The organism is Streptomyces sp. NPDC001700 (assembly GCF_053596435.1).
Window position 1 is genome coordinate 42,791 of the sequence record NZ_JBSFGE010000035.1, and the last position, 13,626, is coordinate 56,416.

The 13,626-nt window shown below is 68.8% G+C and carries 16 protein-coding genes and 1 pseudogene; 12 read left to right on the top strand and 5 right to left on the bottom strand.

Annotation, left to right across the window (positions count from 1 at the left end):
- Positions 1 to 2: 2 nt before the first annotated feature.
- The 11 genes and pseudogenes from ACWC5C_RS38340 to ACWC5C_RS38390 all read left to right on the top strand — a co-directional run bounded on the left by ACWC5C_RS38340 (position 3) and on the right by ACWC5C_RS38390 (position 8,025).
- Positions 3 to 668: a hypothetical protein gene (locus ACWC5C_RS38340; RefSeq protein ID WP_450883341.1), complete on the top strand. Its 666-nt coding sequence runs from the start codon at positions 3 to 5 to the stop codon at positions 666 to 668.
- 84 nt (positions 669 to 752) lie between these two features.
- Positions 753 to 1,202, top strand: a complete 450-nt coding sequence (locus ACWC5C_RS38345; RefSeq protein WP_450883343.1) for a hypothetical protein — start codon at positions 753 to 755, stop codon at positions 1,200 to 1,202.
- Positions 1,203 to 1,215: 13 nt separating this feature from the next.
- Positions 1,216 to 1,410 carry a hypothetical protein gene (locus tag ACWC5C_RS38350; RefSeq protein ID WP_450883344.1) on the top strand — a complete coding sequence of 65 codons (195 nt, stop codon included), beginning with the start codon at positions 1,216 to 1,218 and terminating at the stop codon, positions 1,408 to 1,410.
- Positions 1,411 to 1,853: 443 nt separating this feature from the next.
- Positions 1,854 to 2,351, top strand: a pseudogene (locus tag ACWC5C_RS38355) (hypothetical protein).
- Between the two features lie 14 nt (positions 2,352 to 2,365).
- A complete protein-coding gene (locus ACWC5C_RS38360; protein WP_450883346.1) occupies positions 2,366 to 2,851 on the top strand; it encodes a hypothetical protein in 486 nt (161 codons plus the stop codon).
- An 81-nt stretch (positions 2,852 to 2,932) separates the two neighbouring features.
- Complete coding sequence (locus ACWC5C_RS38365) at positions 2,933 to 4,729, top strand: type IV secretory system conjugative DNA transfer family protein (protein WP_450883348.1); 1,797 nt, start codon at positions 2,933 to 2,935, stop codon at positions 4,727 to 4,729.
- 90 nt (positions 4,730 to 4,819) lie between these two features.
- Entirely contained in the window at positions 4,820 to 5,047 is a 228-nt protein-coding gene (locus tag ACWC5C_RS38370; RefSeq protein ID WP_450883350.1) for a hypothetical protein, read from the top strand.
- Positions 5,044 to 6,225: a DnaB-like helicase N-terminal domain-containing protein gene (locus tag ACWC5C_RS38375; protein ID WP_450883352.1), complete on the top strand. Its 1,182-nt coding sequence runs from the start codon at positions 5,044 to 5,046 to the stop codon at positions 6,223 to 6,225. The genes ACWC5C_RS38370 and ACWC5C_RS38375 overlap by 4 nt, the downstream gene beginning before the upstream one ends.
- Positions 6,226 to 6,416: 191 nt before the next feature.
- Entirely contained in the window at positions 6,417 to 7,022 is a 606-nt protein-coding gene (locus ACWC5C_RS38380; RefSeq protein WP_450883354.1) for a DUF4913 domain-containing protein, read from the top strand.
- On the top strand, positions 7,019 to 7,552 hold the full coding sequence (locus ACWC5C_RS38385; protein ID WP_450883356.1) for a hypothetical protein: 534 nt from the start codon (positions 7,019 to 7,021) through the stop codon (positions 7,550 to 7,552). Before ACWC5C_RS38380 ends, ACWC5C_RS38385 begins: the two co-directional genes overlap by 4 nt.
- Positions 7,549 to 8,025 carry a hypothetical protein gene (locus ACWC5C_RS38390; RefSeq protein WP_450883358.1) on the top strand — a complete coding sequence of 159 codons (477 nt, stop codon included), beginning with the start codon at positions 7,549 to 7,551 and terminating at the stop codon, positions 8,023 to 8,025. Before ACWC5C_RS38385 ends, ACWC5C_RS38390 begins: the two co-directional genes overlap by 4 nt.
- Before the next feature lie 453 nt (positions 8,026 to 8,478).
- Here ACWC5C_RS38390 and ACWC5C_RS38395 read toward each other — a convergent pair whose 3' ends face one another.
- Together ACWC5C_RS38395 and ACWC5C_RS38400 are read right to left on the bottom strand one after the other, a co-directional pair.
- A complete protein-coding gene (locus ACWC5C_RS38395; RefSeq protein ID WP_450883425.1) occupies positions 8,479 to 8,904 on the bottom strand; it encodes a hypothetical protein in 426 nt (141 codons plus the stop codon).
- Between the two features lie 60 nt (positions 8,905 to 8,964).
- Positions 8,965 to 9,522, bottom strand: coding sequence for a hypothetical protein (locus ACWC5C_RS38400; RefSeq protein WP_450883360.1), 558 nt, complete (start codon positions 9,520 to 9,522; stop codon positions 8,965 to 8,967).
- Between the two features lie 551 nt (positions 9,523 to 10,073).
- Between ACWC5C_RS38400 and ACWC5C_RS38405 the strand changes: the two genes are divergently transcribed.
- The gene (locus tag ACWC5C_RS38405; protein ID WP_450883362.1) at positions 10,074 to 10,649 is read left to right on the top strand and encodes a hypothetical protein; all 576 of its coding nucleotides are present in this window, start codon (positions 10,074 to 10,076) and stop codon (positions 10,647 to 10,649) included.
- Positions 10,650 to 10,869: 220 nt separating this feature from the next.
- Here the strand turns inward: ACWC5C_RS38405 and ACWC5C_RS38410 are convergent, their stop codons facing one another.
- The 3 genes from ACWC5C_RS38410 to ACWC5C_RS38420 all read right to left on the bottom strand — a co-directional run bounded on the left by ACWC5C_RS38410 (position 10,870) and on the right by ACWC5C_RS38420 (position 13,456).
- Positions 10,870 to 11,277, bottom strand: coding sequence for a hypothetical protein (locus ACWC5C_RS38410; RefSeq protein WP_450883364.1), 408 nt, complete (start codon positions 11,275 to 11,277; stop codon positions 10,870 to 10,872).
- 78 nt (positions 11,278 to 11,355) lie between these two features.
- Positions 11,356 to 13,089 carry a relaxase/mobilization nuclease domain-containing protein gene (locus ACWC5C_RS38415; RefSeq protein ID WP_450883366.1) on the bottom strand — a complete coding sequence of 578 codons (1,734 nt, stop codon included), beginning with the start codon at positions 13,087 to 13,089 and terminating at the stop codon, positions 11,356 to 11,358.
- A gap of 4 nt (positions 13,090 to 13,093) precedes the next feature.
- Positions 13,094 to 13,456, bottom strand: coding sequence for a plasmid mobilization protein (locus tag ACWC5C_RS38420; RefSeq protein ID WP_450883368.1), 363 nt, complete (start codon positions 13,454 to 13,456; stop codon positions 13,094 to 13,096).
- Positions 13,457 to 13,626: the final 170 nt, after the last annotated feature.

A 13,626-nucleotide genomic window follows, 5' to 3' on the forward strand; every position in this document is an offset into this window, starting at 1 on the left:
CGATGCCTCTCGATCCGACCACCCGCGAGTCCCTCCTCGCAGTGATCCCGGAGGCCGCCGCGCGAGGGCGCAAGGCCCTGGAGGACTGGGACGCCGTCTCCGAGGGCCTGTGCGATGAGAACTCCGAGCCGCTCGACGAGCGGTACTACGTACGCCAGAACCAGCGCGACGCCGAAGCCTGGGCCGCCTTCAAGCCCTTCCTCGGCCACGGGCCCGAGCTGCTCGCCCAGGCCGAAGGGGACTTCCGTACCCTCCACCAGGACTATGAGGACCCTGACTTCGAGACCATCGATCGCCGTAGGTCACAGCTCACGGCCTTGCGTGACGCCGTGCAGGGGGGCCGACAGGAGCGCGCTGCCTGGGAGTACGCGAACGAGATGATTCTCCGCGACCATCCCCGGGGCCCCGAGTTCCGGCGCAGGGCGGAGATCCTGCGTAACGCCGAGGGGTGGCACTACGCGATCACCTTTGCCACCAACGCCGACGTCCTGGTCGAGATCGACCAAGCGGCCCGCGCACGTCCGGACACCGGCCGCACCCGCACGGCTCAGGCCGACGCCGCCCGCGCCCGCTCCACGACCACGGCCGCCCCCACCGCGTCCACACCCGCCACCGGCCCGTCGGCACCCGCGCAGTCCGGCCCCGAGAGGACTTACCGGACGCGCTAGCGGAAATCTCCGGCACCACCAAACTCCGCCTCCTGGTGGACCCTCGTCGCCACCACGCCCCCGACCGAGAGAGGTGCAGCACTCGTGACGGAAGCTCCGCACATCACCATCGGCCACCACCCCCATGCCGGTTTCGTGGCCGCCCCCTCCCACGATCACCACGTCACCGACCACCTGCTGCGCCGGGTCGGCTTCGAGCGCCTCCCCGACAGCCGCCTCTACACCCTGCCCGAACCACACCGTGATCCGGTACGCCGCGTCCAGCTCGCGGTTCAGTCGCTGCGGGCCGCGCACCAGAACGTCAGCGCGGATGCCGCCTACGACCTCCATCCCGGCGAGCGTCCGCCACTGCCCGGCGCGCCGCCGAAGGAGCTACCCCTTGTGACGAGTTCCGCCCAACAGCGACGGGGCCAAGCAGCGGCCGCCACCTCGCCCACCCGCTCGGACACCGCAGCCTCGCAGCGCGGCTCGCTCATCGAGAGCGCGTACCGGACCGGACCGGCTGCCGCCCGGCAACCCGCGCACCACCGGTAGGAGAAACGTTCTTGTGTCCTTTGAGCTTGAGCCCGATGTCGCCTTCGGCCGCACCACCGACTTCGGGATCGCCGCTGCCATCGCCTATGACCGGCCCTTTCTCGATGAGGTCCTGCGCAAGCACCACTTCGAGTACAACGCCGAGCTGGATGTGCATCTGCTTCCGCACAACGCGGCGGTCCAGAACGGTGGCTTCCGCCACCTGTGAGTTCCAGGACGTGGGACTGTCGGTTGCCGCCGACCCCCGCGCCGTGGTGCCGCCGGACGGTGACAGGCCCGGGCCCGAAACCGTTCAGTCCGCGGGCGCGCTGCCCGGGAGGACCGCGAGCTGCGCGACCCCGTCGAGGTCGCCGAGGTCATCCGGGATGCGATGGACGAGGGCATCGGCGTGGTTGGAGAACTGGACCGCACCTCGTCGGCACCGTAACCGCCTGGTGCAGCTGCCTCGACTCCGACGAGGGCCGGAATATGGCCCTTCACCTGCGCAGCATCACGCACCTGGTCACTTCCCTCCATGACGAGTTCATGGGCGCGGTGATGGAGCTGAGGACATGAGTCAGGGGGCACCCAGGAAATCACCCTCCCGCTCTCGGCTCCTTCTGCCCCGTTGCCGCCCGCCAATCGCCACACCCGCTGAAAGGAGCCTGCTCCATGCCCGTGAAGAAGATCTGGCCCATCGACCACGCCTGCGGCCACACCACACAGGCCGATCTATCCGACCGCTCCGCTGACCGGCGTGCTAGCTAAGCGCGCTGGCTCGCCTCCCGTGACTGCTACGAGTGCTGGCGTGCCTCTCGGGACCAGGACTCCGAGTCCAAGGCCGAGTGGCTGGCGAAGAAGCGCGCCGAGGAGGCAGCCGAGGCCGAGGAGTGGGCCGAGCAGTACCGGATGCCGCCGCTGGATGGCAGCGAGCGCGCGGTCGGCTGGGCCACGCGCTGCCGCCATCAGCTCGTGGCCGCTGCCTACACCGCTCTCGTCCTCGAAGGCGAGATGGACGAGGCCGAGTGGGAGGCCATCGAGGAGTCCGTACGGCCGCTGACCCGAGCCGGGTGGTGGATCGACAACAGGGACGCCGAACCGGCGGACCTGCCTGAGCTGCTGGAGGCCGCCAGCGAGGCCGACCGCCCCAGCGAGAACCCCCACTTTTAGCCCCGGAGATTCCCGTGCCGTCCGTACCCGACACCCCGCGCTTGCCCACCGACCCGGTGGGCAAGCGCACCTTCGGGCACCAGATCCTCACGCTGACCGACCAACTCGCCGGAGCCACGACGTACGACGAGGCTGCCGAGACAGCCGAGCACGTGCTGGACGAGGCCGACGGTGTGCTCGCCCAGCTCGGCCAGTTCTTCGAGGCCGCCGTGGAAAAAGCGAAGGAATCCGAGACCGACGAAGGCTGGGAGCTGGCCTACAAGTTCGAAGACGCCGGCGCCACGCTCACCGCGCTCAGCGACGAGCTGCACGACGCAGGCGACCGGATGCGGGATCTCGACCCGCCCCCTGCCGCCCGCTGGCAGAACCAGGTTGCCCGCTACTACGCCACCGCCCCACAACGCCGTCCGGGCGCCGCGAGCCCGGCCGCCGACGTACCCGACCCAGCCACCGCGCAGGTACTCGTCGAGCGCACCCCGTACGTCCGCCGTCACCGCTAGGAGTCCGCCCATGAATGCCCGCAGAGCCTCCCTCGCCCTCGCCGTCTCCCTTTTCACTCCCGCACGTCTCTGGAATTCGTCTTGTCTGCTGCGCGAACCAGGACGCCCTCGACCACCACCGGTACGGACGTCCTGCTCTATCTCCTGCTCGGCCTCGCCGCCCTCGGCATCGGTGGTGGCTCGCTGGCCTGGCTGTTCGGCAACCTCACCAACGCCGCCGTGGGCAGCGGGCCGTGGGCTCCGCTTGAACCGACTCAGGCCCTCTTCCACCCCGAGGTTCTCTGGCCGCACCTCTCCCGGCCCGCCCTGCTCACCAGCTGCTACGCCATTCCCGCCGTGCTGCTGCTCGCGGCCGCCGTGCTCGGCGCGAAGCTGTGGCTGTACTTTCGCACCAATTGGCAGGGCCTCGCCGACCACAGCGACCTGGGTGATCTGCTGCCGAAGAAGGCTGCCGCGAAGGCCACCGGCCTGCGCCCCAGCTTGAAGGACACCAAACCCAAGAACATCGCCCCGAACGATCGCGGGGTACTGCTCGGCTCGCTGAAGCCGGGCTCGGCGGAGGTCCGCTCCTCCTGGGAGGACGTCCTCCTCGCCATCATGGCGCCCCGGTCGGGCAAGACCTCCGGCCTCGCGATACCCGCGATCCTCCGCGCGCCCGGTCCGGTGCTGCTGACCTCCAACAAGGCAGCGAAGGACGCCTTCACCGCGACGCTCGATGAGCGCGCCAAGGTGGGGACCGTGTGGACGCTGGACCCCCAGCAGATCGCGCACGCCGAGCAGACGATGTGGTGGGACATTCTCTCCGATGCCCACGATCTGACCGGAGCCCGCCGCTTGGCGCAGCACTTCGTCACCGCCTCGGTCGACGAGTCCAGCGCTGGGGACTTCTGGTCCACTGCCGCCGCCAACACCTTGACGGCCTTGTTCCTTGCGGCTGCGCGGGGTGGGCGTCCGGTCACCGAGGTGACCGCCTGGCTCGCGTCCCCGGCCGACCGGACGCCGATCGATCTGCTCACCGATGCTGGTCTGGATGCGGTGGCCGCCCAGTTGCAGGGCACCGTCGCCGGAGCCGTGGAGACTCGTGACGGCATCTTCGAGAACGCGCGGCAGTACGCGAGTTGCCTGCTCGATCCGCAGATCGCCGCCTGGGTCACCCCGCCCCAAGGCGCAACGAAACTGCGGGAGTTCAAGCCGAAGGAGTTCTGCAGCAGTACCGACACGCTCTACCTGCTGTCGAAGGATGGTGGTGGTAGCGCGTCGGCGATCATCGCCGCCGCTGCCGACGCGGTGATGCGGGCGGCCGTCATCCAGGCCGAGCGCGATGGTGGGCGCCTCGATCCGCCCCTGCTGGCGATCTTGGATGAGGCCGCCAACGTGTGCAAAATCCAGGACCTGCCCGATCTGTACTCCCACTTGGGCTCGCGGGGCGTCATCCCGATCACGATCCTGCAGTCCTACCGGCAGGGCCAGCGCGTATGGGGCGAGACCGGGATGGACGCCCTCTGGAGCGCGGCGACGATCAAGCTCATCGGCTCCGGGATCGATGACGCGGACTTCGCCGACAAGCTCTCCCGTCTGGCCGGGGACCACGACGTGCGGACCCTCTCGGTCTCCTCCAGCGAGTCCGGCAAGTCCTCCTCCGTGAGCATGCGGCAGGAGCGTGTGCTTCCGCCGGACGCGATCCGGGCTCTGCCCAAGGGGTCGGCGCTGCTGCTCGCGACCGGGGTCCGTCCGGCCTTGCTGGATCTCAAGCCCTGGTACCGCGAGCCGGACGCCGACCGGCTCGGCGCCGCCTCGAAGCAGGCGACGGCCGCCATCACCGAGCGCGCCCTGGCCAAAGACCGGCCCGGCCCCGACCAGTACGGGCCAGCCGCATGATCACCGCCTGGCTCCACAGCACCCCGACGAGACGACCGGGCTTCGCGACCACGTCCTTCCACCCGATCTTTCCTCGCGTCGAGGTGCTTGATGACCTGCCCCGAACCGTCCCGGGCCACCGCCCATTGCTCCGAGGGACTGGCCGACAGCCCCGCCATCCGCCATAGCGAGCGCTGGTGGCTGGTCGCCCCCAGCGGCACCGTCCCCGCCGACCCCGCGCTCGCAGAGGAGTTGGGCTCTCTGGCGGCCGACATGGACGCCGCGAACCGTGCTGTCGCCCAGCTCGTGCGCGATGAGCCCGACCAGGGGCTGGGGTGACGCCGCTGCTTCAAGCCGAGCGGGCGGTCCTGGGGGCGGTGTTGCTGGAGCCACGCCAGCTCGGCCGTCTGTCCGGATGGCTGCGACCCGAGCACTTCTACCGGCCTGCGCATTCCGCGCTCTACGCCGCGATGCTCACCCTCCGCGACGGCGGCCACCCGGCGACGAAGCCCCCGCCGGACACGCCGGTCCCGCTGTCCTGGCTGAACGATGTTCGTCAGGGGGCAAGTACCCGCACGCGTGGCGTGACCACCGCATACGTCCACTCGCTGGTCTCCGTCTGTCCGCGCCCGGCGCACGCGCCGGTCTACGGGCGGATGGTGCTTGAAGGTGCCATTCATCGCAGCGTCACTCAGCACGCCGTCCGCCTTCACCAAGCCGCCCGCGCCGACACCGCCCGCGGCAGCGGCGTCACTGAGACCCTGCACCACGCTCAGGTCCTGCACGACGTGCTCGACGACCTCGCCCGCAGCTGGGGGACCGAACCCCGGCCCGCGCACCAGCACACCACCTCAGGCCCTACAGCCACGGCTCCGCGACAGGGCGGGGAGCGGGCGCTGGCCGACGAGCAGTTCCTCCTCGGCGCGCTCGCTGCCCACCCCGACCAACTTTCCCAGGTAATCGGCTGGCTCCACCCCGGCGACTTCGCCGATCCCGGGCACCGGCAGATCTACCGCGCGCTCGGAGCACTGCAGCACCGCGGCGAGCCCGTGGACGAACTGACGGTTCTGTGGGAGTGCCAGCGCCGAGGCGCACTCGCTGACGGCTCACTCAATGCCGAGCGCGTGCGTCACATCTGCCACGTCCCCTTCGCGGGTTCGGCCGAATACTTCGGCGAGCAGGTCCTCGACTCCTCCCTGTTGCGCACGGCCGCCACCTCCGCCCGGCAGGTCTGCGGCCTGGCCGAGAACGACGCACTCGCTCCCGGCCAGCTCATCAGCCATGCCCTGTACGCCCTCGTCCCGCTCGACGAGGTCAGCCGACGCCGGGCCGCCACCGAGGCTGGACCCGCACCGGATGAGGCCACCACGAAGGCGTCGGGTGTACCCCCTCCGGCCCGTGCCGCCGCAGCACGGGCTCGCAGCCTCGCACCTCGCGCCGAGCACAAGGCCCCGCCAAGCACGACCAGGCCTGCGCCCGCTACCTATGCCCGGCGTTCCCGAAGGAGTTCCCCGTGACAACTGACGGCGCTGGGCAACGGTGTCGTACCGCAGCAGGCCGTGAGGGCACCACGGATCCTCGCTCCGCCCACGGCCGCCTGCCGCCACCGCTCCGGCGGCTGAGCCGCCCTTCTACACCTGGCTTCCCGGCCGGGCCAAACTCTCTTTTCTCCGGATTCTCGACGCCCCAACACCCGAGTACGAAGGGGATGTCGATGCCGGAGTCCGTCGACGAGAACGAGCCAGTGCGGATACCGGACCATGACCTGGACGACCTCGTCTCCACGGTCAGTGGTCTGGTCGCCGCCTCCCGCAAGCAGGCCGAGACCCTCGCCCGGCTCACCGACGAGGAACCGTCCCCGCCCGACGGCGAAGAGGAAAGGCCCGGCCGGGAAACCGCTACGCCTCCGATCAGCGAGAGCGGCCCGGCCGAGGCTGCTTCCGTCTTCGTCCTGGCGCTGGCCGGACAGGCATACGCCGAGGAGCTGGCGGCGCTGAAGGTCTGGGTGGAGGACCTGCTGCTGCCGGTCTACGGACGCGAGATCACCTCCACCCGACCGTGGTGCGCGCAGTGGACCAAACACCCCGAAGCGGTGGCCCGTCTGCATGCGCTGTGGCTGGCCTGGCAGCAGTTCACGGACGCCGAGGCCGGGCTCAGCGGGCCGTCCATGTGGCACCGCGACCACCTCGACCCCGCCCTGCTGCAACTACGCGCGCCAGACGGCCCGTTCAGCGCGTGCACTACCAGCCCTACGCGGCCCAACCACCGTCTGCTGCCAGCCCCCGATCCCACGGCGTACAGGGATGCGGCATGAAGGCTCCGGGCTACCGCATCGTCCGCTTCGAAGCGGCCTCCGACCATGTCGAGCACGACTTCATGCACGCGACGCTCTCCGACGACATGTACACCAGGCTGGCCGCGCGCCACGCCCCCGACGAGAGCTTCCTGCTGTTCTACGACCGCGCCGCCATCTGGGGTGTCCCCCGCAGGGCGGGGTACGTCAGCATGCACGTCCAGCGCGATCCTGGCGAGCGCACCTTCATCTTCGAATCCACCCGTCGGCCCGCCGTCCCGCTCGTACGGAACTGGCTCATCTCGCAAAGTTTCCCCCGTGCGGCGAGCGAGCTGGGCCACACTCCCGGCCCGCGCCCGGCCGATGCCCCTACCTCTCGGTTGGAGGACCGGCCGCTGCCGCTGGCCTCGGCGCCTGCGAGCACGCTGGAGCGGCGGGCCACCGCCGCCCGCACGCCCGCCGGTGCCGCCGCCAGTCACGGCTCATCCGCCCCGGCCGCCGCGCTGGCTCCGGCCCCGAGCCAGGGACGTACGCGAAGGGGGCCTTCGTGAGTCGGGCCCGTTTCGCCTTCGCCGCCCACCCGGAGGCGCTCGCCGATCTCCGCAATGCCCCGGAAAGCATCCGTGACCTATCCCTGCTGGAGCTACAGCACCTGGTCCATGGCAACGAGCGCGGCGCTGCCCTCGAGCGTGAACTTGCAGGCTGTCACAAGGTCTACGTCGATCCGGAGACGCGCTGGCGCCTGGTCATCCAATATCGGGACGCTCCCGCCTCCTCCCAGCACGACCGGGAGATCTACCTCCTGGCCGTGGGCGAGCGGCAGGACCACGCCGCCTACCGCAGTGCCGCCCGCCGCCTGGAACGCGAACGCCAGGCCGCGGCCCACACATCACCCACGCATAAGCGTCGTACTCAGGCCGCCAAGGCCCGTTCCACCCCCGCCGCAAGCACCCGTACGGAGGCGGCCACCCCGCCTTCGGCTGCCGACCCCGTACAGCAGCAGCGCCGTCGCCGCGTGCGCTGACCAGATTCCCCGAATGACGCCCATGCCCTACGACCCGGATGCCCCGCAGTGACGCGATTACCACGCTTCCCTGCGCCATCTCGCCAGTTCCGGCGGCGTCGGCGACCCCGCCTTCGCCCGGTTGGCCATTGGCCGCACCACCACCTCGACGACGGACCGTGTCAGCTCCTCGCCACCTCCCCCCCGACCACCGCATCCACATTCGTTCCGGAGAACCACCATGCAGAACCCCCACTTCCGGCCCCGCCCCCGCGAACCAGATCCACCACGCCATCGGCGCGCTCGCGCCGTTGTGGATGCGACTAGGACCTGCCGCAGCAGCACAGCTGCCGGGCCGAGGTAGCTGCCGTCGTACAGCCACCTGCTGACATGGCCCTCACCGCATCCCCCGTCGGTGAGGGCCACATCTGTCGCCGCCCGCGGCACTGCCAGTGTCGGCCTTCGCTAGGCAGTTCAGGCGAAGGGAGAACTGCCGGTGCTTGTTCCCGGGTAAGCACCGACTCGGCATTGCCAGGTGCCCGATTCATCAGGGTCTTCCCAGATGACCTCGCCTTGTGTCAGGCGAGGTCTGGCTGGCCGATGACTACCGGGAACCGCTGGAAGGCCCACGGAGTAGAGCTCGACATACGCGTCCGGGATTCTGTCGGCGAGTTGGTAGAGGATACTCGCATCCGTTCCGCTGACGTCGACGGAGAACCCCACCCCCATGCCCGAGCTGTCGGATACCAGCACGTCCACGTACCGTTCTGTGCTGGCCACGGCGTACGTGGTAGTTGGTTGCTCGGCAACACCGGCCCAGTGAAGGTCGTGCAGCACCTTTTGGGCGAGCCCTTCGATTCTGGACAACCCCGCCTCCTTCTCCTGTAGGAACTGCACCATCTTCACGTAGGCGAGGCACCATCGTCACCATGGAGTCCGAGTGAACTCGTCGCCGATTGGTCAGATCAGCGTGATCGTGAATTCGAACACTGTGTTGATGGTGCGGGTTCGGTTACCGGCCATGGGGAATTTGTCTGTCGACTTGAGGACGTAGTGTGCGGTCTTGGCCTTGAAGGATGAATGGATCGTGTAGTTGGCCGGGACGCTCCGATGCGTGTCACGGTAGCCGAACTGCCGCCCGTTCTGTGTCGCCGTAGCGACTTCATTCATCGGCCCCGTAGCAGCACCTGCCGTCCTCCGGTTGAGCTTGTGACTCCACATGAACCGGATGTTGGAGGATCCGTACTTCACCTGCGCAGTGAAGTGGCCATACTGACTGTTGGCCCTGTAGTCGGGGTCCTGCGGCGTGAAGAAATGAGTTGCCGCGCTGGCCGTCTTCGTTTCGGGCTCAGCCTTACCCTTCGAGGATACCCAGCTCTTGGAATGCTCGGTGATGGTCACTTGGTAAGCCCTGAGCGGGGAGTGCTTGGACGACTCGGAAGCGGACGCAGTGCCGGTCAGCGGCAGTAGCGTGAGCGCAGCGAGAGCGATGCTGGAAATGACTCGGACGTGCTTCACGGTTCCCCCTTGTCGTGTTGCGGTGAAGTGATCCTACGCATCAGCACAGCGAACTGCATCTGCATTTTCGACTGTTCAATTTGCAATCATCGAGAGGGAACGCTCCACTCGCGCCACCATGCTCGATATCTCATTCCTCGATTCACCCAACCGCAGGCGGGGCATGGAGGGGATCGTCCCGGGTACTCAGATCCCCTAAGTAGCCGGGCTCACCCAACGTTGGGGAACGGACAGGAATCGTCACCGGATCGCTCCCCGCCAGCCTCGTTTACGGCGGCGCGCTGGGCGATGATTCCCGCACCAGGCACGAATGCCAAATCGCTGGCGGCAACACGCATTCTCGCGGCACGGAGCGGATGTACCTGACGGCTTCGTTCTACTGAGCTGGTACCCGACGTCCGATCACGCTACGGAGGTGTCGGCCCGTCTCGGCGCACCTGTCGGGATCGACGCGCACCTGGTGCCACGGCAGCTCAACCAGGTCGAGGTCCCACGGTAGTTCTCATTGACCGCGGCTTGGCTCTGGTTAGCCCGACGGCTGAAGATGAGGCATGGATCAAGGGCAAGCTGCAATCTGGGCAGCAGCGATCGGCATTCCTGGCGTCATGCTGAGCGGCGTACTGTCCTACCGAGCTGGTCGCCGACAGGTGCGTGACCAGGGGGCCAACGAGCATCTGCTGTGGCTCCGGCAGCAGAGACAACTGCTCTATGTCGAGTTTTTACACTCAGTGGACCTTTGCCTGAAGGTACTGGAACGCTATAGCGGCGAGATCGTAGGCGTCTCCGACCAACTGGATGCAGGTCGGGTGGACGCCGACACCTACGACTTTGCACCGCTCTACCTGCCCGGTGATGTCTTGCAGCGCATCGATGAGATGAGTAAGAGCCGGGATGGTCTGCTGATGCTTGGTCCAGATGAAGTCGATGAGCGGGCGCAGGCCTTGTTCACTGCCGTCTTGGACTACCAGAGTGCCCATAGCAACGTGCTGAACGCTCTCAGGACAGGCCCTCAACCAGATGAGCACCCTGCCTGGTCAGCCCTTGCTGATGCCGATGACACAGCTGTGGCCCGCCGTAGCGACTTCATCGCTGCTGCACGCGCTGCTTTGACAACGCCGCCGAAATGACCCGCCGGGCGACCAGGTCACGTCGCTCTCTGCCCGGGGCGATCCGCTGGCCACCGGACCGTCTGTGGGCCGTCCAAGGGAGACCGATGACGACCAACGAGGACGGTTGTCCGGAGCGACGGTCGCAGGCCACAGGAATCAATCGGCGACACTGGTACGGCCATGCCTAAGCCCAGCGATCTGGGTCGCCGACGTGACGGTCGCGCCGCCGCCGGTGTAGTTACCCGCACGTGCCAGCATTGAGATCATCGGGGAGATAGGTACCGGCCAGCGTGCCGTCGTAGCCGACGGCCCGGGCGACTGCTTCAAGGCTCGGGCACTTTTGGCCACCTTCGCCCGCCATGGCGTCGAAGTCGGCCCGGGTCAGCTCGGGCTCGTGCCACTCATGGGCACAGCGACAGCGGAGGAAGATCTGGTTCCGGCGGTCGCAGATGACCAGCCAGTCGCGGCGGGCGCCGCACTTCGGGCACATCACGGTGATGCCGGTGATGGTGATCGGGTCTGCGTGGGTGGTGGTCTGTATCCGGATGGAGTCATCCGGTCCGCTCGCTGTCTGCAGCCGCGGCAACGGGTCGTCGACGGACGTCGGCAGGGGGGCTCTGGGCTGCTGGAGTTGTTCTGTGGGCATGCGCATCGGCTCCTTGTGTTCCTCTGACCAGCCCTAACAGGCGAGGTCGGGTGTCGTCCAGACTTTTGTGCCGCGTCTTCAGCGCCTCGGTCGGTGCTCGGCCGAGGCGGGATTCCGCGTCGGTGTGGCGGGGTGTGTCCTTGGTGGCTGGGGCTGTTGCTTTGTGATTCGTGTATCGGCGCGGCGCTGTGACGGGTCCGCGGGGAGCCGTCCGAGGCGGCGGAGCCGCCAGACCAGGACGTCGGTGACGCGGTCGGCGGTGTCCAGCTCGCGCCATCCGACGGCCTTCTGGAGCAGGGCTTCGGGGTCGTGCCCGGCGCGCTCGGCCTGGTCGAGGGTAGCGACCAGGGCATCCCAACCGCGCTCGCGACGAAGACTGCCGGTGCGCCCGGGAAGAGCGGCTTCGATGGTGCCGACGTGACGTGTTCGCACGCGCTCGGGCAGGCGGCGCCCCTGCGCCCGCATCGCGCGCATCGGTGTGGTCGCAGCGGTGCGGTAGGCCGCCCGGAGCTGGTCGGCGGATTGCCTCGCTGCGGCTGCTTGTTGGGCATGCTGGCGGGCGGAGTGCCAGCGGGCGGCGGCGACGGCGGCCACGACCAGGGTGGACAGGAGCATGGCGGTCGCGCCGCCGTCCTCGCCTCGTCCCAGGGCGTCGCCAGCTCGGATAATGCCGCGTGCGGCAGAGCGGACAGCTCGGTCGTCGGCGCGTTCGGCCCGGGTGTGCCATCGGGTGGCCCGTTCGAAGGTGCGGGCCGCTTCGGTCACCTGCTGCCGGGTGGAGGCCGGAGAGGTCTGGGCGAGTGCGTCGAGAACCTCTCCGACTCCGGAGAGCTGTGCGGCGACTTCATCTTCGTTGCCGTCGGCGAAGGCGATGGTGGTGTGGGCGTCGAGGATGCCGGTGGCTTCGCGGCGGGCCTGCGCCGGACCCCGGCCGCCACGCGGATGGTCGAGGGTTGGTGGATCGTCGGCTTCGTCTTGAGGGCCGAGACGTCGGCGGATCTTAGGGAGGGAGAGGTCGGGGGCAAGACGGGAGCCGGAGAACCAGATCGGCTCACCTGCGCGGTTGCGGTCGCCGGGCAGGGCGACTTTGTAGCCGAGCACGTCACCGGAGGGGGCGAGGCGACGCTCGATGCGCACCCCTGCCTCGGCCAGTCGGCGGAAGAACTCGGCTTCGCCCTCGGCTCCGGCCATGGCCTGGCGGACGTGGTCACGTAGAAGTTCGCGAGAGGTCGCACTGCGGCCCGCGCGTTCGGCCTTGGAACGCTCGGCGCTGGTGGGCCGCTGGGCAGCCGTACCGTCACCGGCATTGAGCTCCCTGAGACCGAAGTCCGCTTCGATCGCTCGGCATTCGGCCTGCGCGCGCGAGAAGTCGTTGTGGCGGCGCGGGGCACGCCCGTCCTGGCGCTTCAGTGTGGCAACGATATGGATGTGGTCGTCCGCGTGGCGCACGGCAATCCAACGGCAGGCTCGGTCGTCGCCCTCTTCGGAGATACCGGTGGCGTGCACGACGCGACGGGCGACCTCTCCCCACTCCGCGTCCGACAGGTGCCGGTCCCCCGGATCGGTGCGCACGGGACAGTGCCACACATGCCGCGCCGGGCGGCGGTGCTCGGATACGGCCTGGACGGGAAGGTCGAGCCGGTCGGTCAGCTGCTTGAGCGTCGCCTCCGGGTCCCGGCCGGGGTCGGGTGCCAGCTCTGGCATCCAGGAAGCGACCAGGTGCGGGTCGGTGTGCTCGTCGCGGCGGCCTGGACCGTAGAGGTAGGCAAGCAGGCCGTACGTGCGGCCGCCGAGAGAGATGTCGGGCACCACCGCGTCAACGCTTCGCGATCTCGACGGCGGCGCCTTCGACCCGGGCAGCGGCTCGCAGCACGAGGGCAATGGCGTCCTCCGCATTCGGAGCCTCTCCGCCGGAGTTCAACGAGCGGGCCACCTGGTTGAGGTTATTGCCGACGCGAGCGAGCTGGGCGGAGGCGTTCATCAACTCCTCGACGAGGGCACGCTGATTCATCAACCAGCTCTGCGGCCCTTCCTGAGTTCGGGCGACAGCGACGGCGGCATCGGCGAGAAACCCCGCGACCCGCAGACCCACGGTGGAAGCAGCACGTTGGACGTCAGCGAGTTCGTCGGCGGTCAGGCGGATGCTGCGCAGGCGGTCGCGTCGCTGGGACTGGCGCATCCGCGGACGCATGTGCGCTGCAGCAACTGCACGCGGCGGCTTCTCCTCCCCCGGTTGCGATCCGCCCTCGGTCGCAGCCTCCAGGTTCGGCGCCCCCTGGTGCCGGGCCTCCCCCGACCCACCGGAGACGGGGGCATGCCCTTGTGAAACTCGCTCGGCGGCTTGTCCGG